This window comes from Nostoc flagelliforme FACHB-838 (genome assembly GCF_014698065.1).
Lineage (GTDB): Bacteria > Cyanobacteriota > Cyanobacteriia > Cyanobacteriales > Nostocaceae > Nostoc > Nostoc flagelliforme_B.
Genome location: NZ_JACJSI010000098.1, coordinates 1 through 22,520, shown reverse-complemented (window position 1 = coordinate 22,520; position 22,520 = coordinate 1). Strand labels below are relative to the sequence as shown.

The window sequence follows — 22,520 nt, the reverse complement described above, 5'->3', positions numbered from 1 at the left end:
ACCTCAGCCAGTCTTCCAGAACGAGAAGGAGCGAAAAAAGTTCTCAACCGAGTTCACAATACAGGCAGTCAGGTAAAACGTTTAAATCTTATTTGGATGGACGGCGGATACCGTGGTGAAGAATTTATGCGTTGGGTGATGGATATGTTTCGCTGGATTGTGGAAATTGTGCTTCGACCATTGGAAAAGAAAGGTTTTGTCCATTTACCAAAGCGCTGGGTTGTTGAGCGAACTTTTGGTTGGCTTAACTGGTGTCGACGTTTAAGTAAAGATTATGAACGACTACCAGAAACCTCTGAGACTTTTATTTACATTGCGATGATCCGGATTATGGTCAGGCGACTGGCATAATTTTTAACTCGCTTCGACTTTTAAAACATCCTCTAAGAGGCTGTAAGGGTTTGAAGGCATCAGTTAATGGAAGTATTAAGAAATAATTAATTTTCTTCTCTTTGCGTTTTACTCTGCGGGAAGCCACTTCTCTACGAGACGCTTTGCGAATTGCTTTTGGCTCGTTGTAACTATACGAACTTGCGATCGCATCTGGCAGACAATAACTACAGCATTTGCGATCGCCACTAACGAATTGATTGACTTTCTCAGACAAACTGCTGAACAAATTTTTGAGGGGAATTTAACCCTTAATCTAGAAGCTAGCCGCGAACAGATAAAGTCCTGCTCGGATCAGGATGGTTCCTATGTATAATTCACAGGGTCTGCCATTAGCTACCAAATCATTACAGAAAGAAATGGCGATTCCTGAGAATGTATTTCGCAGCCAAGACAAGGCGCTGAGTTTGTGATTAAGATGCCCCTGAACTAGGATATATCAGCATAATTCGTCATTTCCTTAGCTAAATACCTCTACTTCTTCTGGAATCTTCATTTTGTCGAGAATTCCCCAGATTTCTTGTAGCATCGGCTCTAAGCCGGTGCGAGTAACTGCTGAAATCACAAAAACCGGGGAGTAGGAAAGATGATTAAGTTGGGTAGCTAACGCCTCCAAATCGACCGTTTCTCGATCAACTGCATCAATTTTGTTCAGCGCCAAAATTTGCGGACGTTCTGCTAAACCCCGTCCATAAGCTTGTAATTCTTCCTTAATTGTGTTAAAATCTCTGACCACATCATCACTAGTGGCATCAATTAGGTGAAGTAGGACTCGCGTGCGCTCGATGTGACGCAAGAAATCGTGTCCCAGCCCTGCACCATGAGCCGCTCCTTCAATTAGTCCGGGAATGTCGGCGAAAACAGTACCATCGCCAGTAGGTTTTCGCACTACACCCAAATTTGGGATAAGGGTAGTGAAGGGATAGTCTGCGATTTTGGGACGTGCTGCTGATAAAGATGAAATTAGAGTGGATTTACCAGCATTTGGTAAGCCAATAATCCCCACTTCTGCCAAAAGTTTTAACTCTAAACGCAGCTGCTTTATTTCCCCTGGTAATCCTGGAAGGGCATATTCTGGGGCGCGGTTACGGTTACTCAAGAAATGCTGATTTCCTAGTCCACCTTTACCACCTTGGGCAATCAGCAAAGTCTGCTTGGGTTCAGTTAAATCCCCCAGCAATTCGCCAGTTTCAGCATCATAAATAGTTGTACCGCAAGGGACTTCGATAATTAAATCCTTTCCTCCTGCTCCAGTGCAGTTACTTGGCCCACCACGAGTCCCTTTTTCTGCCTGAAAGCGATGGTTGTATCTGAAGTCCAACAAAGTTTGTAGGTTTTCATCAGCAACGAAAAATACCGAACCGCCTTTTCCTCCATTACCACCAGAGGGGCCACCAGTCGGCACGTACTTCTCTCGCCGGAAGGCGACAATACCATCGCCACCCTTACCGGCTTCAACTTCAATTTTTGCTTGGTCGATAAATTGCATACTTAAATAATAATGAGAAGTGAGGAGTTAGGAGTTAAAAATTATAACTCCTCACTCTTAACTCTAACTAAATATATGGTGAAACATCTTCACCACATTTATCTGCTAGATAAGAAAGGGCACGGAAACGTAAGCCCACCAGTTGCTCATACAACGGGTTAATTTTACACATCGGCGGGATGTGGACAATCTTGCGTCCAAATAGGGTAACATCTCGCTCAAAGGGACATTGGGAGGGAATCATTTTACACAAAAAGCGGGCTACTCTTGGGTCTTGGATATCTAGCCCATCTAGCCAGTCTCGCAAGGGGTGTAGTGCATCAATTTGACGCTTTGTAAGCCCAGTGCTGGCGATAGTGGGGGTGATTTGATCTGGGTGTTCCAGTGTGTGGCGAAGGGCTTCTAATAAATTCTCTGGCTGTTCTAAGGCTTGGCAGAACTGATGCAGAACCTCATCTTCGCTGGGAGAATAAGTACCATCTGCGATCGCTACCATGATCGCTGTCCTTAAGAAGTTTTCCGCACCTGGTGTACCTTTACCCATGACTGCGGCTAATTCTTCTGGCGTAATTACCTCTAGTGAGTCCCATTGAATCTTAGGAGCTAATTCATTTTTGGTCATGCTGGCAATTAATTCCTGTTCTTGGGCATCAAAATTACCATCTGCCCAAGCAATGGTGAGCAGCCCACGCAACCAAGCGGCAATCTGTTCGCTGCTGTAGGGAGATTGAACGGTACTTGTCATAAACTCATGTCTCAAGCTTTCCTCAGTCACTACTAAGCTACCCTACCCAGCGACTATGAAGATAGTGGGGTAGCACAGAAAAATCAAGAAAGTGCGTAGGCTTCGCCGCCTCAATAAATAAAGCAAATAGATTTTCAAATCGCAACAGTCGATCTTGGGGTAAAATCCATTGAGACTAATCTTGAGAATTTTTTCTACTAAAACTGAAAAGGACGATTTAATCGTGTTGTGGAGGTATTGATGAATAAAACCAAAGTTCACCTCGGCATCATTCAAGAAACACTACTAATTCCCCTCTGGGCTAAAGCTTGTGAGCTTCAGGCAGCAGATCCAATAATAGTAGACCCGAAATCATCTGAGATTCTTGCAGCGATTGACTACGAATTTGATAAATTTACTACTGCTAAATCTTCTCAGATAGGCTGTTGTTTACGAGGAACTATCCTCGACAACTGGGTACGTACCTACCTTAATCAACATCCACAAGGTTCCGTTATCGAGATTGGTGCAGGACTGAACACACGCTTTGAGCGAGTAAATAACGGCAAGGTTTGCTGGTTTGACATAGATTTACCGGATGTCATGGTTCTGCGACGACAGTTTTTTGAGGAAACAGAACGCCGTAGTTAAATTAGGTTAACTCTAAATAATTAAGGTATAGATAATGTTTTTATTTGGCATTGAGCATGAAGTCGCTTTTCTAAACAAAGAAGGGAAATTTGCTGCTTTTTCTCACACAAAATTTGCTGATTTAAATCAAATTATCGAAAAGCTACCTACATACCCCAGTGATTATCCTCAACTACGCGTTGGCGATGCAGGTATTAAGATGAAGAGGTGGTATATTGAGGGATTTGAAAGATTTGCGGATTCTGATGAGGTGATAGACTGTCATGTTAAAGGTATTGAAATTAGAACGACTATACATTCTAATATTCAAGGCGCTATTACTGAATTGTCAGAAAGTTTTAAGTTGCTACGTGAGGTTGCTGCTAACTTTGGATTATCACCAGTTTTAGTTAGTTTCAATCCCTACAATCCAGCTTTTGAGCCTCAGCCCCCATTAAACCATTATGAAATCAAACAGCTAGAGGCTTATCCTGACGAACAAACTGCTAATATTCACATGGTATCTTATGGGCCAGATTTAAATATTTCAGTGGTAGATTTGCCTACTGAAGATGTAATTGATATTGGGAAAAAGTTAACTTATTATAGTCCCTACATAGTCCCTTTTAGTTATAGTTCTCCTTTTTATAACGGAGGCTTATGGGATGGTTTATCTGTACGAACGTTTATCAGAACCGGAAAAAGGCCAGCTGCCTTGGTTTTTATTGAGAAAAAAGAACAACTGATTAATAGCACACCTTCCTTAACAAAAATTGCCCGGATTCCAGCTGAAGTGGGACGCATCGAATTTAAGGCTTGTGATAGTTGTGATGATTTTTTAATTTATGCAGCTTTGCTGACATTATTGAAAGGTTTGGTATTAGATAAAACCTTGCTGGGTAGAGCAACTATACCTGATGCAGCATTACATCAACTTTCCGCAAAAGAAGCATTTGACAACGAAGATATTTTTGGGAATGCGACAAAAATCTTGCAAGCAGCCGAAGTTGCTTTGGAAGACGATCCAGATATTCATTATTTGACACCATTAAAATTGCTGCTGGCGAAGCGAAAAACAAGATCCCATGAATTAATACAAATGTTCCATCGCCTTAGTTCAATAGAAGATGTAATAAGGCAGACTTATAACTTTTAAAGAAAGTATTTATTTCCTCCTTTATTAAGGAGTTAAGGAGGATATTTATATAATTTGGTACTTTACAAACATTGTCAAAAGTGCATATATATGAAAGTTCTTTGATTGGATAAAGTCGAACTAACTGAACATAATAAATAAAATAGTAGAGTCATTAACTTACCCAGACTAAATCAAGTCGATATACCTAGAGACTGATTTTATTGCAACTAAAGATAGAGGAAACTTCATTCTACAGATTGATGCAGACGTTAGCATTTTAAAAGTAAAAGTATGAATAGGGAACCTGAAAAAAAGAATTTAATTTTGAAATGTAATGATTTTGCTCAAGAATTAAAGTGATATTTGCTTATTATCCCTTACTAATTCTATGCAGAAATACAAAGAACAAAGACAATTTCTTTGTCAGGTTCGTTTATCAAGAACTTTTAGATAGAAGCGGAGCTTGCCAGTTTTATTATTGCTCAAATTGCTAAATAAAGGTATATGCTTCCCTCTTTTAATGAAAGTTCTGCGTTGTAAAAGCTGTTATCGAGGACTTCCAATGAAGATTATTGCTTCTGTTTTATCTATTTTCCGTCCAGTACGTTTTCTAATTGTGGCTTTTACTTGTACCCTAGTATTGTTCTCTAATGCTTTTCCTGCTCTTGCGATCGATAGCTACCAAAGTGATTCTACCGAAGCTACTACACAACTGCTTGACATTCAGGCAAAAACTGACGAAGCCGGTAAAGCACCACCAATAGGATTGAGAAAGACTCAAAAAGAGACTAACGAAGGGCTAAATGAGGTTCAAGGAGCTGCTGATATTGACAAACAGAAGCGTCCAGAAAATTCCCAGAGTTCAACCTCAGTGGAAGAAAATATAAAGAATGCATTGGGGAAAGTTACAGGTAAGAACTAAATTAATAGTTCTGGTAATTGTTCTGTAGTAATGGGTGATTGCGTAATAGCAATCATCCATTACTAATTAGTACTATTAGCCTGGCAACTACAATTTAATTATAAAAATATGTTCACTTTGAGCATCTATATGTGAAACTGGGTTCGCATAGTTTTGATTAAATATATTTTAATTGATAATTATATTTAGTATCTTTTATTATTTTAGCCAAAAAAAATCAATGAAGTTCGCTAATTACTAGAATATTGGCTTAATACTACCTATTCAGGCATAGGCATAGTAAATAATTTAGTAATTAATTTCAGCCAACAATGTTACCTTTGGTTGATGTGGAATCTGTCTGAAATTTGAGAAATTAATGAATAAGTTTGCTTAGGGATGGAAAACAATGCGTTCGATAAACATTGGTTTGACTGAAGAACAGCGTCAAGGTGTAATTAATCTGTTAAACCAAGATTTGGCAGATGCCTATCTACTGTTGGTGAAAACCAAAAAGTATCACTGGGATGTCGTTGGGCCTCAGTTCCGCTCTTTGCACCAGCTTTGGGAAGAACACTACCAAACGCTGACTCTAAATATTGATGCTTTGGCAGAGCGGATTCGTACTTTGGGCGGTTATCCAGTTGGCTCATTGGAAGGATTTCTCAAGATTGCTACCCTCAAGGAACATGCTGGTAATGTTCCCACAGCTACGGGGATGGTATCTAATCTCGTGAATGATCATGAGCAAGTTATTCGGAACTTAAGAGACCATGTAGATCAGTCTGGTGATCAGTTCCACGATCAGGGAACTGCTGACTTTCTGACTGGGCTGATGGAACAGCATGAGGAAATGGCTTGGATGTTACGTTCATTCATTGAAGGCGAAGCACTAGGCCCAGATGGTAGACAGCCAGCAGAAGGGGCCAAGACTCCTGTAGGTGTGTAGCTCAAAACGTCTGAGTAGAGGGTGGTTCTCTGTAAAACCAGTTAGAAGGAGGATTGATTTCTCCTTCTAACTGGTGTGAAGGAATTAATATCTGCCTGCATCTACCTATTCGCCATATTCATTACAAAAACAAGATAATACAAACCAAACAGGGGGTTTTAAGTGCCAGAAGTATATAAAGCAGAACGGACTATCTCTGCTGTATTTAAAGAACAGAAGCAAATTGATGATGTGATTCGGCGGTTATTAGACAGGGGTGTGCCGAGAGATCATATTTCGGTCATGGGTAGAAATTTCCAGTCCGAAACTAGAATCGCTGGCTTTATTAGCAAAAAAGATGTGATTCTAGGAGGTTTGAGAACAGGGGCAGTTTTTGGTTCCTTGTTTGGTTCCTTTCTCAGCTTGCTCACGGGTGTAGGCGTACTGTTTATTCCCTTTGTCGGCCCAATCGTGGCAGCAGGGCCTATTGGTGCAGTGCTGTTGGGGGCTGCTAGCGGAGCGATCGCAGGTAGTGCAGGTGCTGGTCTAGTATCGGTTCTAACTACTCTAGGGATGCCAAAAGATAAAGCGGCTATCTACCAAACCCGTTTACAGGCTGGTGAGTTCTTAGTGATGGCAGAAGTTCCGAGCGATCGCACTGGCGAATTTCAATTGCTACTCGAAAGTGCTGGTGGCGAAGAAATTCACACAATTGAAAAAACCTTTGCTCGCCCTTGTCCTGGACAGTGCAACAGCCCACAAGACTTGTCTCCTGAGGTTCGCGCTCATCTTTCTGAAGAAGCTCAACACACATTCATTGAGCGCTATAACACTGTCTTTAATGAGAAGAATGACGAGTTCACGGCTGAACAAGCTGCCTGGGAGTCCGTTCATCAGCAATATGATGAAGATGAAAATGGTGTCTGGTCAAAAGCCAAGGTCAAAGCTTAAACTACCGCGCGTCAACAACTATATATCTTTTCGTGTTGTTGGTAATTAATAATCACAGGCTGTAGGGGCACACATCTGTGTGTCCCTACCAATAATATTATGTTCGGGTGATTGTTTATAGTGTACAAATTTTATATAAAAAAAGCCTGGAAAACCAGGCTTTTTTACTTTTGTTACAAGTCAATATTTTTATTTACTCGGTACAGTTAAGACTTAGGAACAATGACTGGGCCCTTTTTGCGATCAACTACTAAGAAGTTTGGCAGGAGATTACCACCGTTACGACCAACAGCGGGGATTTCTAGTAGAGCATCAGCAGCTTGTTTAGTACCATCATTAGTTGTCACATTGTAATCAACAACAACGGCGTTTTGATCTCCTGGATGACCATTGGGAATCAACAATTGTGGATGGTCAAACGGCGCTTTTTGATAGCGCACTCGCTCATCAGTTAGTCCTTGCAGAAAGGCTACCAAATCATCTTTCTGCTGTTCAGTTAAGTTAAGCGGCGGAAGTAGATTGGTAGATGAGCGAAAATCTCCACCCCGATTGTAAAACTCTACCACTTGCCGCAGAGTTAACTGCCCACCATTGTGGAAGTAAGGAGCGGTGAGTTCTACATTACGAAGTCCGGGAGCCTTGAACGCTCCATCTGCAACCACATTTTCACTTGAAGTCAGTGGTGGATTGAGGATGGGAGCAGCTTCACCAAAAATTTGCTGGAATTTGCCCTGTTGGGCTAGCCGTACCTCCGAGAGTGAATTGCCAAAAGCGTCATTTTCACCTAGGCTGAGGTCTTCTTCTTGAGGTCTAACACCAATGTTAAAAAAGCCTGTATCTTCGGCAGAGAAGGGAGGTACTGGTGTACGTACAATTCGCCCTACACTCTTCACTCTGCTCACAGAAGCGGCGGTTAATTCCGACCCAACGTGGCAAGCGATACAAATACCCTGGTTTTGGAAAATTTGCCATCCTCTTTGTTGCTGCTGTGTTAAGGCTGTGCTTTTACCACCTAGAAACTGGTCGAATGGTGTCTGGTCAGAGATCAAAGTGGTTTCATAGGCCTGAATCGCCAGCCCAAAAAACAGCGAGAAGTTATACTCCGGCAATGTGTACTCTATAGTACTCAAAGGACGTCTTCTTGGTTTGCGGTAAAATGAACGCTCTCCTGTTGTAGGGTCAACTCGGATAACCAAATTCGCTCTCCACCACTTTGGTTGAAAAGCTTCTTGGATTAAAGCCTCGTAGGTTTTGTTTAGACCCTTTTGAGGTAGATTTTTGCTGGAATTGCTTAAAAGACCGAGAACGCTGTCATCGTAAGCCACAGTTTGCTTGGCGAGTGGCTGCACTGCAAGTAGCTTTTTGCCAAGTTTTCTACCAATTCTTCTCAAGGGTGTGGTGGGGGTTGATGGGCGTCGTTTTGAGATGAGCGCACTATCAGATACTTCAGCCGTTGACTCTGCCGCGTCGCTGTTAATGGTATTTATAACCTTACCGCTTGTGGCATCAGTTATTTTAACTGTACTGTCAGCTTCGGACAAATCAGCTACCAATGGTGCAAAGGGCGCGATGATTGGGCTTTCGGCAAATGTCTCAACGGCAGCGAGTGGAGGCCCTACCGCTTGGGAAGCCAGTGAAGAATTATTCAGACGGACTTGCACATCTTCTAATCTTCTCGGATTAGATGCCTTCAAAACAAGCGCATTTGGATCTCTTGAGCCAAATTCATTTACCCCGTTAAAAATATTCTGGGCGCGTCCATCCCAGAAGTTGCGGAAGTTGAACACCGCATTAATCGTACTGGGGGAGTTGCGACTGGTCACTTGACGAACGTTTGTGCCTTGCACATTGAAAACTGTGTCTTTTAAAGGAGTTACATTGTCTTGAGCGCTTCCGGGAACAACATCATTAAACTTTGACCGGAAGACTCCCTGAGAACCAGCAACGTCGTCACTGTCGGATGTAACGGTTGAAGCATTGTTATTTGGATCAGTTAGTTTGTGGAAGGGGTAATCCGCTAACGTTAGCTGGTAATTTGGCCTACCGCCGACGTTGAAAATATTATTTTTTGGATTAATTTGGTTCTTAGACCTGTTATCTACACCAGCGTGGAAGTGACAACTGGCACACGCCTGGATACCGTCGGTTCCGAGTTGCATATCCCAGAACAGAGCTTTACCTAAAGCGATCGCGGCTGTCTTGTTCTTAATGAAGTCCCCAATATTGCTAGGTTCTGGAACTGGGACGGTGCTAAGTGGAGCGGGGGTACTTGCGCCGATACTAGTTGCGCTGACATGGTATGTCCAGCTAAAACTACAGCTACCACGAGTACAGCAATGGTTATACTGCTTTTTATGCTTTTAGAAAACTTGGATGCTATTGCGCTAAATCGATTTAGCATTCTTATTACTAAGATTGGCAGCATTTGTATGCTCTTCAACAGCCTTAATAACATCTCGATTAAAAGAGGAGCGGAACTGCCTACCCTTTTCTTGCGCGCCAGGATTATGTTTTTTGGCACTTCACGCTCAGGCAAGCTGCTATGGTTAGTGTTTCTACCATTGCTCATTTGTTTTTCTGAATCTGTTGTTGAATTTATGTAAATTTCGGCAGACTATACGACAAAATATGAATTAGCTTGAGCCGCTTTACCTTTGCTCTCATTACTACCCAAACCTGAAACCAGATGTTACCAAAATTTGTTTCATCCTCATGAACTATTCAGAAATGAAACTAGTGAGTTACCAAGCAAAAAAGCGTATTAGCTAATAATTTTGGGTTAGTCAAGTACTAAGGGACTCCTAATAAATAAATTACCCCATCTTGTGGGGTGGGCGACACGAGCGCTTTGTATAGAGACGCTCGTGTCGTCCGCCCCACAAGAAATAGTTAAGTATTTTTTTTGGAAGTCCCTAAAACAAAACAAAGTTCACTAATAAATTAAGGTACAGCCTACCGACATATATAAATACAATCGTTAATAGAGTAATTTCCGAAGTCGTTACAAATTTTTATAATTGAGACTGTTATAGCAATCGTATTTGATTTATCAACTACTTGTAGAGAAAAATTTATTTTTCATGATTATTGACAAACTCCTTGCTTTTATGAAACAAATCAGCCATGCCTTAAAAGCTATGCTTTACCCACATCTTTCTTTACAATCTTGAAACCCATATTCTATATACGTCTTAGACACTGAGGAGTTAGGCATACTTGACAAATTCGTTTTTAATCTTCTCGTTAAAACTGCATTTTTATTGACAATGAACGAATCAGGTTAAAAAAACGTGAGTCAATACCTCACAAATGTTAAGAAAGATCCGGGTAATGGATAGGGGGGTAAAAATTCTCAAAGTCCCTATAAAAAAGGGAATTTAAGGGGATTTACAAAAATTTTGCTTTTGTACAGAGATGTGTGTACACCCTAAGATTGCAGGGAGAGGAGACAAAGTAAGCCTTAACGGGGTGGCGTTCTCCGGGTTTAGTATTAGTAAATAATCATACAGCCATGATATAACTTCATTATGGCAATTTATAGCTACCAACACGCAAATTTAACTGACCTTGGCGCGGATTTTGGCTAAATATAAATGCGCCTTCTTCAGTTTCTCCACTAGATAAAAAGTCAATTTGTTGCTCTCCTGTTTCTGTAACTTTGCCATCAATCATTAACTCAGCCATAATCTGAACAGACTCAGCTGTATCTCCTCCACTATTGACAACTTCAAAGGGAACATAAAATTGACCATTAATTTCCCGAATGGTTTGTTTTTTAGTGACAGAAAGGATGGGAGGTTGATTTTTTTCGTTCAGCCAAGTGTAGCCCACCAGACTTACAATGATTGCTAGGATAAAGGAGGCGATACTAAATGTTACCCACTCAGCAATTGAGCGTGGTTGTTTTGTTTTAGTCATATTGCTAACCTTCCAGCTGCACCGCCAATTGTTGCAGGTAATCCCAGCATCAATGTGTGATCTAACCACATAGTCCAAGGGTCGCTAAAAGTTAATTTTTGAAAGAACCACAACATAAAAGCGCCTGCTAGCAGTGATACTAGATAGGACATAATGGTTTCACTCGATGGGCGTTGGAAAATTCCCTTTTGCTGTCTTCGCTTTTGTTGGTCAGAAAAGCCTGCTTGAAATACAATGCCATAGGAAATCAGCAAAGATGTGGCGATCATTGCCAACTGCCAAGGTGGTGAGGCTGCGGCTGCAAGCATGGGAATTTCATCGGTTGGAGCAATGTTAAATGCAATTACAGTTGCACCAATCAGAGTTGCACTCAAATCGGCGAAAGTGGCATGTAACTCACCCCCTTTATTCTTGGTTGCGTCATTTAGCTGATCGGTGGCTTTTCCTTCTGTATTATTGTTTTCACTATCTCCCAATAACTGGTTTGCTAATGCTACACCGATGGCAAAGGGTACACTTTCAAAGATGATTTTACCTAAAGATTCCTTTAGGGAAGTTTCTAGGGTCAATTCTCGCAATAGTAACAGCACAAAGGCAGAGCAAGCTAGTCCGATCGCGATCGCTTCTACGGTATCCATTACGGCTTGATAAGCTAGCCTGGTATATCTGCGTTTCCGAAAGCCTTCTATCTGATTGAGCAAAAAAACCACAATAAACATTAATGCGATCGCCATCATCATCAGTTGTGGTTTAGCCCCTGATCCAATCCACCAAACCTCCATTGTATACAGTAAGGGTATGCCAAATAAAAAACCTCCACAAGCACCCCTAATGATGTCATTAATCTCACTCCTCCATATATTTTTTTGACGTTTTGTTCCCACTCCTGGACTTTCCTTTTGTTGAAAATTTGCTTTGACTTATACTCATTCTCTATGAAGATGCATATAGCAGTCCTAAATCCTTCGTGAAAAGTTAGATCCCCGGTTTCTTTGAGAAACCGGGGATCTAAACACCGCCAATTTATAATATTTTCATATTTTCCAAGGAGAGTGTTCTGTCGCAGCCCGTATCTATCTTAAGATACATAATCTACCAAATTCTTATCTCGGTTGATGGAAGTCACAAATAATACACTACTGTTAGTTTATGTAATAGCTGAATCAACTACAACCTGGAAGTAAAAACCATGAGCGCCGAAAAAAGAGTAGAAGCTACTGCAAAGAATATTGAAGGGAAAATTCAAGAGGTTGTGGGTGAAATAACTGGCAATCCACAAGATAAAGCTGAAGGGCAAACAAAGCAAGCCCAAGCCCAAGCTACTCACACTGTAGAAAACATTAAAGACGAACTTAAGAAAGCTTTAGATTAATCTAGTTTTTGCAGTGTAAATAGAAATACTAGATTAGCGATGATTCATGACTCATAGTCTAACATTAATTACTCCACTTACTTTGAGAAAGTGGAGTTTTTGTGTACAGTGACTAATTAAATCGCGTTGAGACAAATTAATGTCATCCATGAAATCCTTGCTCAATATAGGTTATAGCAGTTTGACAGTATTAGGATAACATCTTGGCAGTGACAGATTAGCTGTCATTTCCTGTAATAGTGACAAATTAGCTGTCGCTTCATCAAAGATAAAAAAGCTTTTGTGTATTTTCATAATGACAAATTAACTGTCGCTTTCTGTTAAATTAGAATTACAGTATGTACTTATAAAAAAGCTTTCTATTATGAGCAGTCAGCAAAACCCTGATTTAGCTGTTCATACCTCGGCAATTCCTATAGAATCATTTTCAGTTTATTTTTTGAAAGTGGTGGTAGCGTCTCTTCATAAAAGGCATCGCTTGAGGAATGTGCTGACGATGTAGTGTCAAAGTAATTATGATGAATTACGCAATTAAATGATCGCGGACAGTTACGGTTCAGTTAGATGAAACGCAGATATGAGGAATAGAAGGCGGCGTTGCTGCGTGAATCGGCAAAATGGTAAATTTTACCTATTGCCTATGTTCTCTTACCACCTAGTTAAAGGATGAAGACGAAAGCCTGGTATAAAGTTCGCATGGAATGCTTATAGATTTTGTTCCTACTTATGCACTGTATAAAATAAATATGTTGTGCTTCAACGTAAATACCTCGTTTCAGGCTTTTATTAATCATTCAAAGAAGTTTTCCGATTTTTGTACAGAGGTGGTAACTGTAACTAATTAGCCAATGGGCTTCGCTTATTGCGAATTGGTAATTGCGAATTGTTTGATCAGACAGTTGCCACCCGGCATTAAAACTAATCCCAACCAAATTACAAGTATCACCTCAGTAAAGGAAATTGATGCTATCTTGTGAAACAAAATCATAGAATATGCTATTTATCAATAATTAGAGGCTAGGCTGAAAAACGTAAAACTTCATAAGTAAAAGTCATCATTTATAATTGTGGCAGTTCCTCGGTCATCAGCGATCAGTACATTCGTTGCACCATAGAGATTGACAGAAAATGTCTCGTTAACTTCAACTTTTTTATCACCTCTGATACCAAAGCTAATAGTCTTTAAGGTTTCGCCAGGATTAAAAATGATTGTTCCCAATCCAGAATTGTAATCAGAATCAGAAGCTTTGGCAGTACCATCACTAGTGCTGTAATAGACAATAACTTGCTGATATATGGCATTGGAGAGAGTGACGGCAAAGTTGGCGTTAGTTATCATACCTGTGTTGCCTTCATTGACTGAGACATTTGAAATGCGGATACTGGGTGTTTCATTAATGTCATCATTGATGATTGTGGCAACTCCCAGGCTGTCGCTAATCGCACCATTTGCAGCGCCATACAAAGTGGTGGCAAACGTCTCGTTGCTTTCAAATTTGCGATCGCCTTTGACAGCAAAGCTAATGGTTTTGAAAGTTTCGTCAGGATTGAAAACGATTGTTCCCAGTCCAGAATTGTAATCTGAATCAGAAATTTTAGCTGTGCGATCGCTCGTATTATAATTAACGATCACTGGTTGATAGCTAGGATTGGAAAGAGTAAGAGCGAAATTGGCATTATTCGTTGTGCTGATATCACCTTCAATCACTGAGGTATTGGAAATTTTGATGCTGGGTTGCTTGTCATCATTGATAATTTTGACTGTTGCTGAACTGGTAGTAATGACAGAACTTTCGGGTGCAAATGTGAGATTGGGATTACTCAATGTGACAGTAATATCTTGATTTAGTTCAAATTTTTTGTCACCTAAAATATCAACTGTAATTGTCTTTGTATTTTCCCCAACTGCAAAATTTAAAGTCCCAGATAAATCACGATCTATAAACTCAGCAATTGGACTAACTTCCCCACTTCGAATTAGAACATTGTTATAATCAGTGTCAAAAATTGCTGTACTGCTAAAAGCATAATCTACAGTACTCGCCACACCAATACCACCAGTACGCGTAATGGTGAAGGCAGCAACTTTAGTACCGCTGTCACCTTCAGTCACACTTGGAATAGTGGAAATTGCATATTTAATTGGATCGTTAGCAGCAATATTTAGAGTAGTTTGAGTTATTGTTCCTGCCTCAGCCCCCGTCAATTTGCCGAAGTTTACTATCACGGTTTCGGCATTTTCTGGTAAATCATCTGGCTGAATGGTAAAAGTAATTAGCTGGGTTAAATCTGAGCCAATTGCCCCATTAGCAAAGGTAAGGGTAGTGGAAGAAATAGTATAATCTAGGTTCTGAGTAGCTGTGCTGCTACTGTTGATAACTATGGGAATAGTGACATCAACTGCGGGAATCCGATCTAAAGTAATGGGGATAGTTACTGTAATGGCAGTGCTACCTTCTGTGGTGTTGTAGTTAGCAGCACCAAAGTTGACTTTCGGAACTATATATTCAAATGCCCCGATGTCAAGTCTACCGTATTCAATTCGATTAAAACCTGTGCCACGTTGGTCAGTCGTTAAGCTACCACTGTAACTGGGATTGCCGCCATTTAAAGCGAGACTGTTAGATTCTAAGGCATGAGTCTGGGTAGAACCACCGTAATTTCCCAATGGTTTGAGTCCAGGGTTAGAGTTAACAATATCTGTACTTATTCCCAATGTGCTTAATAATACGTTTAGTCCAGTCAGGTTGCCAATCAAATTGTAAGCATTACCGTCTAAGTTCAGTCCGAAGACATCATTGCCTAAATTCAGTAGGCTAGCGCTGTTACTAGCGACGATGCTATTGTTGAGGGTGGCATTGGTGCCGAAGATGCCGCCACCAGTGTCTGCGGTGTTATTAGCAATGGTGCTATTGTTGACGGTGAGATTGGTACTGGAGATACCGCCGCCAGCAGCGATCGCTGTATTCCCAGAAATCGTACTATTGGTAAGGGTGGCATCAGTACTAAAAATACCGCCGCCGTTAGCCAGCGATGCGTTAAGAGAAATCGTACTGTTGCTAACGGTGAGGCTCAGACTCAGGATACCACCGCCATTGGCGATCGCTTTGTTAAGAGAAATGGTACTGTTACTAACACTAACACTACTGGTGCTGAAGATACCGCCACCGCCTACAAGCGCATTACCTTGAGTTACTGTTAAACTATCAATTGATAGGGGTGCAGTAGCTGTAAAAACACGGGAAGTATTGTTGCCACTAATAATGAGTTTATCAGCCCCAGTTCCTTGAATAATGACTTCCTCTGCGATATTTAATTCCCCAGAGGTGAGGGTAATAATGTCAGGAGTAGCATCACCGAAGACTCCAGTCCGACTGAAGACAATTGTCTCAACGCCAGGATCGTTATTGGCATTGATAATAGCTTGTCTTAACGAGCCAACACCACTGTCATTGGTGTTGGTTACTACGTAAGTAGTTTTGTCTACTTGAATAAAAATATCATCAATTGATAAGCCATGATCGTTGCCTGAATCATTAATGTCTTCCCAACGTAATATAATCTCTTCACCAACAGCTATTGGGGTAGCTAGATTAATTGATATAGATGTTTTGACATTTTTATTTATAGCTAAATTTCCATCCAGAGGCAGTGCGACTAAAGTTGCAATTGGCCCAGTAAAATTTAGCGATGTAACAGGTGTCCATGTTCCTGCTGTCAAACTTGTAAGAGTTTTCCCCGTCTGATAACTAAAATTCAGTTTTTGTTGTGATGTATTACTAGCATTACGCCATTGCTCACCTGTGTAACTTACTCTCAACTGGCTAATTGCTGAATCTGTATTGTTTTGCAGGCGCAACCCATAATAAATAGTTCCTGTAGTATCAGAAGCTACAGAACCAAGTGCCCGCTCTGTTGATGAAGTCGAACCAAAACTATACAATGCACCTGTATTAGAATTACCATTTACAGCGTTATAGCTTGTTGCTGTTGCATACCAGCCTGAAATGGTTGAATCATTAGTCCAAGGAATAGATGTTCCAGAATTGGCTAATAAGTTAAAGTTTTGGGAGTAAGAAGTGCCAGTAAAACTAGCTGCTAAAATAGAGTTATAAGCCTCTATTACCTCAGATTCAAAAGCAAGGGAAGCCTCGATTTTCCCCGTCTTTACCTCTAAATTCCAATTACCCCCTAAAGCTAGACTTCCTGTTTTGTCAGTAGAAGCGGCGATATCTGCCTCTGTGGTTTTGCTAAGAACCTGTACAAATTTTGTGCCTTCACCACTAGCTATATCACAACCATAAAGTAAAATGTCAGCATCATTAGTTAAAACAGGTTTCCACTTTTGTAACTGATTTGCATAGCTGTTCAAGTTAGTAAAAGTAAGGTAAGTTGAACCCAGTTGCAAACTACTTTCACTGCCGTGAGAGATAATGTGAACTGATTGAACCGAGTTAGATTTCCGCCTTGTTAGAAACTCGGTGATTTGCGTTAAGCCATCTTTATTGGAGTCAAGGATAACGATTTCGCTGCCGAGTGTGATACCCGTTATCAAGCTTTGGTAATTGATAACTGCTGTATCTATAAAAACAAGATTTGCACTTGCTTCTAGTAAGTTTGCCGAAACATTCTTTTCTGGCTCTTGCGTCATAAATCTTGTCCTTTTATCAAACTCTAGATTGAATAAGATACTTGCAATTATTAAAGTCTTTTTTTAGTAATATTTCTCACCCAATATCAGGAAGAAAGCTAATAAGCTCAACATTCCATTTTCTTCCATATCCAAATTGAATCGGCAAGTAAATCACTTATTTATTGGATAAAATATTACTATTTTATTTATGCAATCAAATGCATTTATAAAAATATAGCGATATTTTGGCAATCACTGTTATGTAAAAAGCAATTTATACTTTTTACATAAAAAATACTTCTGTAATTATACTTAAAGATTTATGAATAGCTAGCTTAATATAACTGAGTTTGCACCCTAGCATTTTGCTCCACCACTTCCCAGGCACTAGTGACTGCTAAAGAATCTAAATCGCGGGTAAGGAAAAGTTGCGCTCAACTCAGTATAGTATTACAGCACTTCCGGCAGCTATGAGGTACATCCTAAAAGCCTGTAACCGTAAGATGAGCAGCTTTCCAATTTACTACAACTTGGGGTGGGAAAGGCTGCCAACGGCAGCCTCTTCCACCCCCCTAACAATGATTATCATTTTTATTAGCTGTATATTTTATTTTCTGGAAGTCCCTAATTAGCTATTGATTAATTTGCATTTCATTGAGATAAGAAACAGAGCAATATCTGTCACACTGGTAATCAGGCGGTAAATTTCTGGCTCTCCAACAGTATCAATAGTGTATTCAATTACTCGCACCATAATTTTCAATACGGTTCCGGTTCGGATAAGCTCTTGAGGCTCCCTTGATCTGACATGGTTTAACCCCAATTCCATAATCCGATGTTAAATTTTTTATTGTATTGGAATGGTAATTACAAACTCAGCTCCTGCTCCTGATGCTGAGATACACTCAAGTTGCCCTCGATGATTTTTGACGACTATCTGGTAGCTAATTGATAACCCCATACCAATGCCTTTACCCACAGGTTTGGTAGTAAAGAAGGGGTCAAATATATGATCACGTACTTTATCGGTCATTCCTAAACCATTGTCAGCAATGCTAATTATGCACTCATCCTCTTGAACTTGGGTACGAATGCAAATTTTGAGGATTGAGGATTTTGAATCCTCTTTTTCCAGTTCCCAATCCTTAGTCTCAAATCCCTCTTCCAGAGCATCAATGGCATTAGTTAACAGATTCATAAACACCTGATTCATCTGTCCAGCATTACATAAGACCTGTGGCAGGTTGCCATATTCCTGAATAATTTTGATTTCGGGACGTTGTGGTTTACTTTTCAGGCGACTTCGCAGTAGCAGTAAAGTGCTATTAATGCCTTCATGAATATCCACTCGCTTTGTAGTGTCTTCATCTAAACGGGAGAAATTGCGTAAAGATAGGACAATTTGCCGAATGCGTTCAGCGCCGGCTTTCATTGAATCTAGAACTTTGGGTAAATCTTGGTAGAGAAAATCTAAATCAATTTCTTGGATTTGCGTTTCAATCTCTGGTGATAGTGGAGAGTAATGTTCTTGAAACATTTCTACCAAGTGCAGCAAATCTGTGACATATTCACTGGTGTGCTTGATATTTCCATAGATAAAATTGGTGGGATTATTAATTTCGTGAGCAATACCTGCTACTAATTGCCCCAGGCTGGACATTTTTTCAGTTTGAATGAGTTGAGCCTGGGTTTGTTGAAGTTCTAGCAAAACCTTTTCTAGCTGCTGTGCTTTTTCTTGGGCAGTTTGGGCAACTAGGCGACTATGTGTGTAAAGTTTTGCTTGGTCAATAGCGATCGCTAATTGAACTGTCACTGCTTGTAGCAATTCTACTTCAGTTTCTTGCCAAGGTCGGAAGCCACTACAGTAACCACAGATTAAAGCGCCAATTTCACCAGATTGAGTGTGTACAGGCAAAGACATAAAAGCGGTGAAACCGAAATCATTTAAAAATTGCTGCATCGTGCGCTCACCATCAGTTTTAAGATCATCGATGCGGATGATTTCTCTGTTTAAGGTTTTTGCTGCAATTATTTCAAATCCTGGATGAGTTGCTTGGGCTGTTAGCAGACTGGGTAAAATAGAATGTTCTACTTCATATACACATTCCCAGTAAGGTACATCAGCGTTTTGCCGATACCAAAAGAAAGCGCAGTAATCAATCTGAAATAAGTTGCGAATTTCCTGTACTGCGGTTTCTAAAATGTAATTGAGTTCTAAAGAAGCTCGAATTTGGCTGGCAAGACGATTGAGTAGTGCTTCCCGTTGAGCGATCGCTCTAAATTTAGCTTCCGATTTCCGGAGAGCGGTTTCTGTACACTGGCGCTGTAGTTCTGCCGTAGCTCGTGCTGCAAAGATGCTGAGAATAGCTTTGGCACGTTCCTCCTGTAATATCGGTTTGGTATCTAATACGCAAAGATGGCCTATGGGTATACCGAATGTATCGACAAGAGGCGTTCCCAGATAACTTTCTGCTTCTAATACGACTAAATCCTTGGCTTGAGGGAAAAATTGCTGTACATTACAAGGGTAAGAACGCATTCCCTCCTGTAACACGACTTCGCAAGGAGTATTAGCTAAGGCATACTCGACGAATGTTTCTGAAAGCTTGTCACCTGCCCAAAATGATAAAACTCTAGCTGTATCGGAGTCTCCAGTGATTCGCTCTGCTAGTATGACGTAGCAGACTCCCAAAGCATTTGCCAAGTGACGCACCAAGACAGGAAAAAATTCTTCGCCTGTGACTGCTGCCGTTCCAGCTACTAGAGCTTGCATTGCTTCCTCTGCTTGTTTGCGCTCAGTGATATCTTGATAAACACCACGATAACCCAGGTAATTACCGGATGTATCAAAGAAAGGAACTCCATTAGTTTCTAGAACAAGCAGTTGTCCGTTTTTATGAAGGGTCTTATTTTCAAAATTAATTAGAGGCTGTTTGGAATTGGTTAGAACTTGAAAAATCTTTTGTACTCTGTTTACTTCTACTGGTGGCATCAACTCAAAAGGAGTTTTGCCTAAAACTTCCTCTGGTTCATACCCCAAAATGTCAGCAATTTTTTGGCTGACGTAAGTGTAAACGCCCTTTTGATCTAACTCCCACACTCCATCATTGGTAGTTTCTACAAGATGACGGAAACGGGACTCACTTTCTCTGAGTGCAATTTCTGCTTGTTTGCGCTTGATGCCGATAGCAATTTCTTGGGCGGCAAATTCTAGCGCATCAAAAACAGATTCCGTGATTATTTGCCGAGAAAACATCGCAATAACGCCTACAGTCTCACCTTCAATAATTAGAGGATAGCCAGCAAAAGCAACCATACCCTCACGCTTTGCCCACTCTTGATTGCTTACGCGGGGATCTGTTAGTACAGAATTAGTCAAATGGGGTTTGCCTTCTTGGGCAATCAAACCAATTTTGAATTGACCAACTGGCACCCGTCTATGAGGCCCGTCAATATGGGTGTACATTCCAGAACTGGCTTGCAACTCTAGGACATTTTCCTGTTTGTTCAGTATCCAGATGCGAGCAAAGGCTGCATTTATATGTTCGACTAACGCTTCGGTGCAGCGACGCATCATATACTCTAACGTTTGACTCTGGGCAAGAGCAGCGTCTACATCGGCACGAAAATTCGCTAATTGCGATCGCTGCGCTAGTTCCTCTTGTGCGTGTTTGCGATCGCTTGTATCATGGCAGATGCCAACGAAATACAAAAAATTTCCATTAGCATCTTTTATGGCTGATGAGTTGCTTGTATGCCATTGCCAACTGCCATTTTTATGTTTTATCCGATATTCAATTGCATCTTGCTTTTGACCTGTTGTCAAAACTCTTTGAAAATAATCTGCACAGATTGGTAAATCATCCGGATGCATGAAAGGAGCAAATGATTTTCCTATAAGCTCTTCAACCTCATGCCCTAAGATTTCAGTCCAGTTAGGAGAAATATAAGAAAATATTCCCTCAATTGTCAGCGCAAAAATAATGTTATTACTATTTTCTACAATCCTTTGAAAGTCAATATTATTATTTACTATTGCTACTTGCTTCTTTTGGGATAAAAAAATTATTATTTGTTGTTCTGGTAATGGTAATAACCTAGCTTCAGAATTGCTATTATCTTCTATAGCAAAATACCCAAATTGTACTAAAGACTTACTTCTTAGTACTTGAGTAATGGCTTCTTGGTAACGAATTTTTATAGTAGATGGTAAATAGTCCAGGAAATTTTTACCTATAACTGCTTCTGTCAGTTTATTTATAATTTGTGGATTTTGTAGTTGATAATCTAGGATATTGGCATTAGCATCAATCCGAAAATATAGCTCATTATTTGATTGAAAATTGTTTGATTTCCTAAGGCTTTTTGACAAAATTCTGCTTCCGCTTTTTTATGTTTTGCAATTTCATTATTTAGTTGAGTCAGTACTTTGCTTAATTCTGCCGCTTGTTCTTTAAACGCTATTGCTAGAGATGAGTTTGTTATCTCTACATCTGATGATATTTGCATCAAAACAGGAATGCACTTGGAGATTTGATGGCTGATGATATCTTCAATTTTAGCTTGTTGGCATTTGTCTGAATTATCTATAAATGCATCAACTTTTTGCTTGTTTTTGATAGTTTCGTCCATTTGTTTAATGGGATATTGCAGGTTTTAAGTAACCATGTTTACCTGAATGGTTTAGGAGATTATTTAATGAGAAATTAAATAATTGTGATTCTAAATATCCTTTATGTTTAATGATTATTTAACTTGTATCATTAATAAATTTATAATTTATATTAATTTAATTAAAACTTTAAAAGAATCGTAAAATCACTGAAATTATCAGATTTGGACGAATGGCACGCTTGTAAAACTTTAAACTGTGCAGGATAAGCACTACAGCTTTTAGGCTCTGAGACGGGGCAGACGATTATCCTTGATACAGTGCTGCTCCCGTTTACCGCCAGCTCTTGGAAACGCTCCGAAATGAGTAGTTACCCAAGTAGCAAAGAAGCAAGGCGATCGCTTCATCTTCATGCAAGTCAATTTCCCTGATTTGGGTGGTAAGGCACTTACCCGCTCATAAAGATACGAAAGTACCATCCAGATCCACGCCACACAACAAGCAATTAAGAACACGACTGGTATCTCTAACGATGACACCTTGAGCATTGAAGAACTGCGAGCAATAGCACAACTTGGATTGTGAACTATTCAAAAGACGTTAATTTGACTGAAGGCAAGCGCTGCGGTTAACCCTCTTCTGTCACTTTCCGATATAAGCAAGTAGTTCAGGAGCTTAATCATCCAGAAGCATAACAGGGTTTAAATTGATTCATGGCAGCAATTAAATGATTGAATCCCAGGAATAAATGTGAATTAGGGAAAATACTTAACCAGGGATAAATCAACCAAAATAGTAAAAGTGGTTGGATAATGAGACGCAGATTATTTAAAG

General features: G+C 40.2%; 17 protein-coding genes and 1 pseudogene. 7 read left to right on the top strand and 11 right to left on the bottom strand.

Annotated features, from left to right (window positions below):
• The coding region (locus H6G97_RS29400) for a transposase (RefSeq protein ID WP_190941080.1) at positions 1 to 351 on the top strand (351 nt) is incomplete at its 5' end.
• Here the strand turns inward: H6G97_RS29400 and H6G97_RS29395 are convergent.
• The 3 genes from H6G97_RS29395 to H6G97_RS29385 all read right to left on the bottom strand — a co-directional run bounded on the left by H6G97_RS29395 (position 335) and on the right by H6G97_RS29385 (position 2,624).
• Positions 335 to 607 (bottom strand): hypothetical protein, encoded by a 273-nt coding sequence (locus H6G97_RS29395; protein ID WP_190944063.1) that lies wholly within the window; start codon positions 605 to 607, stop codon positions 335 to 337. The two genes, H6G97_RS29400 and H6G97_RS29395, sit on opposite strands and share 17 nt — an antisense overlap.
• 243 nt (positions 608 to 850) lie before the next feature.
• A complete protein-coding gene (gene obgE / locus H6G97_RS29390; RefSeq protein ID WP_190944062.1) occupies positions 851 to 1,879 on the bottom strand; it encodes a GTPase ObgE in 1,029 nt (342 codons plus the stop codon).
• Between the two features lie 67 nt (positions 1,880 to 1,946).
• Positions 1,947 to 2,624, bottom strand: a complete 678-nt coding sequence (locus H6G97_RS29385; protein WP_190944061.1) for a Mo-dependent nitrogenase C-terminal domain-containing protein — start codon at positions 2,622 to 2,624, stop codon at positions 1,947 to 1,949.
• 240 nt (positions 2,625 to 2,864) lie between these two features.
• On the opposite strand from H6G97_RS29385, the gene H6G97_RS29380 reads away from it, so the two are divergent.
• The 5 genes from H6G97_RS29380 (at position 2,865) to H6G97_RS29360 (ending at position 7,151) form a co-directional block, all read left to right on the top strand.
• A complete protein-coding gene (locus tag H6G97_RS29380) occupies positions 2,865 to 3,254 on the top strand; it encodes a class I SAM-dependent methyltransferase (protein WP_190944060.1) in 390 nt (129 codons plus the stop codon).
• Positions 3,255 to 3,288: 34 nt separating this feature from the next.
• Positions 3,289 to 4,389 carry a glutamate-cysteine ligase family protein gene (locus H6G97_RS29375; protein WP_190944059.1) on the top strand — a complete coding sequence of 367 codons (1,101 nt, stop codon included), beginning with the start codon at positions 3,289 to 3,291 and terminating at the stop codon, positions 4,387 to 4,389.
• Positions 4,390 to 4,933: 544 nt separating this feature from the next.
• Positions 4,934 to 5,293, top strand: coding sequence for a hypothetical protein (locus H6G97_RS29370; RefSeq protein ID WP_190944058.1), 360 nt, complete (start codon positions 4,934 to 4,936; stop codon positions 5,291 to 5,293).
• Positions 5,294 to 5,681: 388 nt separating this feature from the next.
• The gene (locus H6G97_RS29365; protein ID WP_190944057.1) at positions 5,682 to 6,221 is read left to right on the top strand and encodes a Dps family protein; all 540 of its coding nucleotides are present in this window, start codon (positions 5,682 to 5,684) and stop codon (positions 6,219 to 6,221) included.
• 162 nt (positions 6,222 to 6,383) lie between these two features.
• On the top strand, positions 6,384 to 7,151 hold the full coding sequence (locus tag H6G97_RS29360; RefSeq protein WP_190944056.1) for a ChaB family protein: 768 nt from the start codon (positions 6,384 to 6,386) through the stop codon (positions 7,149 to 7,151).
• A 206-nt stretch (positions 7,152 to 7,357) separates the two neighbouring features.
• Here H6G97_RS29360 and H6G97_RS29355 read toward each other — a convergent pair whose 3' ends face one another.
• The 3 genes from H6G97_RS29355 to H6G97_RS29345 form a co-directional block, all read right to left on the bottom strand.
• Positions 7,358 to 9,310, bottom strand: coding sequence for a cytochrome-c peroxidase (locus H6G97_RS29355; RefSeq protein WP_242055381.1), 1,953 nt, complete (start codon positions 9,308 to 9,310; stop codon positions 7,358 to 7,360).
• Between the two features lie 1,366 nt (positions 9,311 to 10,676).
• Positions 10,677 to 11,069, bottom strand: coding sequence for a TIGR02588 family protein (locus tag H6G97_RS29350; RefSeq protein ID WP_190944055.1), 393 nt, complete (start codon positions 11,067 to 11,069; stop codon positions 10,677 to 10,679).
• Positions 11,066 to 11,953: a TIGR02587 family membrane protein gene (locus H6G97_RS29345; protein ID WP_190944054.1), complete on the bottom strand. Its 888-nt coding sequence runs from the start codon at positions 11,951 to 11,953 to the stop codon at positions 11,066 to 11,068. The genes H6G97_RS29350 and H6G97_RS29345 overlap by 4 nt, the downstream gene beginning before the upstream one ends.
• 305 nt (positions 11,954 to 12,258) lie before the next feature.
• Here H6G97_RS29345 and H6G97_RS29340 point away from each other — a divergent pair, with 305 nt between their 5' ends.
• Entirely contained in the window at positions 12,259 to 12,441 is a 183-nt protein-coding gene (locus tag H6G97_RS29340; protein ID WP_100901031.1) for a CsbD family protein, read from the top strand.
• A 1,039-nt stretch (positions 12,442 to 13,480) separates the two neighbouring features.
• Here the strand turns inward: H6G97_RS29340 and H6G97_RS29335 are convergent.
• From H6G97_RS29335 to H6G97_RS29315, 5 genes and pseudogenes are all read right to left on the bottom strand, one after another.
• Positions 13,481 to 17,092 (bottom strand): DUF4347 domain-containing protein, encoded by a 3,612-nt coding sequence (locus tag H6G97_RS29335; RefSeq protein WP_190944053.1) that lies wholly within the window; start codon positions 17,090 to 17,092, stop codon positions 13,481 to 13,483.
• Between the two features lie 829 nt (positions 17,093 to 17,921).
• Complete coding sequence (locus H6G97_RS29330; protein ID WP_190944052.1) at positions 17,922 to 21,446, bottom strand: PAS domain S-box protein; 3,525 nt, start codon at positions 21,444 to 21,446, stop codon at positions 17,922 to 17,924.
• Entirely contained in the window at positions 21,362 to 21,706 is a 345-nt protein-coding gene (locus H6G97_RS29325) for a hypothetical protein (RefSeq protein WP_190944051.1), read from the bottom strand. The genes H6G97_RS29330 and H6G97_RS29325 overlap by 85 nt, the downstream gene beginning before the upstream one ends.
• A 261-nt stretch (positions 21,707 to 21,967) precedes the next feature.
• Complete coding sequence (locus tag H6G97_RS29320) at positions 21,968 to 22,234, bottom strand: hypothetical protein (protein ID WP_190944050.1); 267 nt, start codon at positions 22,232 to 22,234, stop codon at positions 21,968 to 21,970.
• A 131-nt stretch (positions 22,235 to 22,365) separates the two neighbouring features.
• Positions 22,366 to 22,520 (bottom strand): annotated as a pseudogene (locus H6G97_RS29315) (IS701 family transposase); the annotation flags it as partial.

What these genes read in the sequence shown, in the direction of transcription:
- obgE (WP_190944062.1), bottom strand. Translation starts at nt 1,879, where the DNA reads ATGCAATTTATCGACCAAGCAAAAATTGAAGTTGAAGCCGGTAAGGGT.
- H6G97_RS29385 (WP_190944061.1), bottom strand. Translation starts at nt 2,624, where the DNA reads ATGACAAGTACCGTTCAATCTCCCTACAGCAGCGAACAGATTGCCGCT.
- H6G97_RS29380 (WP_190944060.1), top strand. Translation starts at nt 2,865, where the DNA reads ATGAATAAAACCAAAGTTCACCTCGGCATCATTCAAGAAACACTACTA.
- H6G97_RS29375 (WP_190944059.1), top strand. Translation starts at nt 3,289, where the DNA reads ATGTTTTTATTTGGCATTGAGCATGAAGTCGCTTTTCTAAACAAAGAA.
- H6G97_RS29370 (WP_190944058.1), top strand. Translation starts at nt 4,934, where the DNA reads ATGAAGATTATTGCTTCTGTTTTATCTATTTTCCGTCCAGTACGTTTT.
- H6G97_RS29365 (WP_190944057.1), top strand. Translation starts at nt 5,682, where the DNA reads ATGCGTTCGATAAACATTGGTTTGACTGAAGAACAGCGTCAAGGTGTA.
- H6G97_RS29355 (WP_242055381.1), bottom strand. Translation starts at nt 9,310, where the DNA reads ATGCAACTCGGAACCGACGGTATCCAGGCGTGTGCCAGTTGTCACTTC.
- H6G97_RS29350 (WP_190944055.1), bottom strand. Translation starts at nt 11,069, where the DNA reads ATGACTAAAACAAAACAACCACGCTCAATTGCTGAGTGGGTAACATTT.
- H6G97_RS29340 (WP_100901031.1), top strand. Translation starts at nt 12,259, where the DNA reads ATGAGCGCCGAAAAAAGAGTAGAAGCTACTGCAAAGAATATTGAAGGG.
- H6G97_RS29335 (WP_190944053.1), bottom strand. Translation starts at nt 17,092, where the DNA reads ATGACGCAAGAGCCAGAAAAGAATGTTTCGGCAAACTTACTAGAAGCA.
- H6G97_RS29325 (WP_190944051.1), bottom strand. Translation starts at nt 21,706, where the DNA reads ATGGACGAAACTATCAAAAACAAGCAAAAAGTTGATGCATTTATAGAT.
- H6G97_RS29320 (WP_190944050.1), bottom strand. Translation starts at nt 22,234, where the DNA reads ATGCTCAAGGTGTCATCGTTAGAGATACCAGTCGTGTTCTTAATTGCT.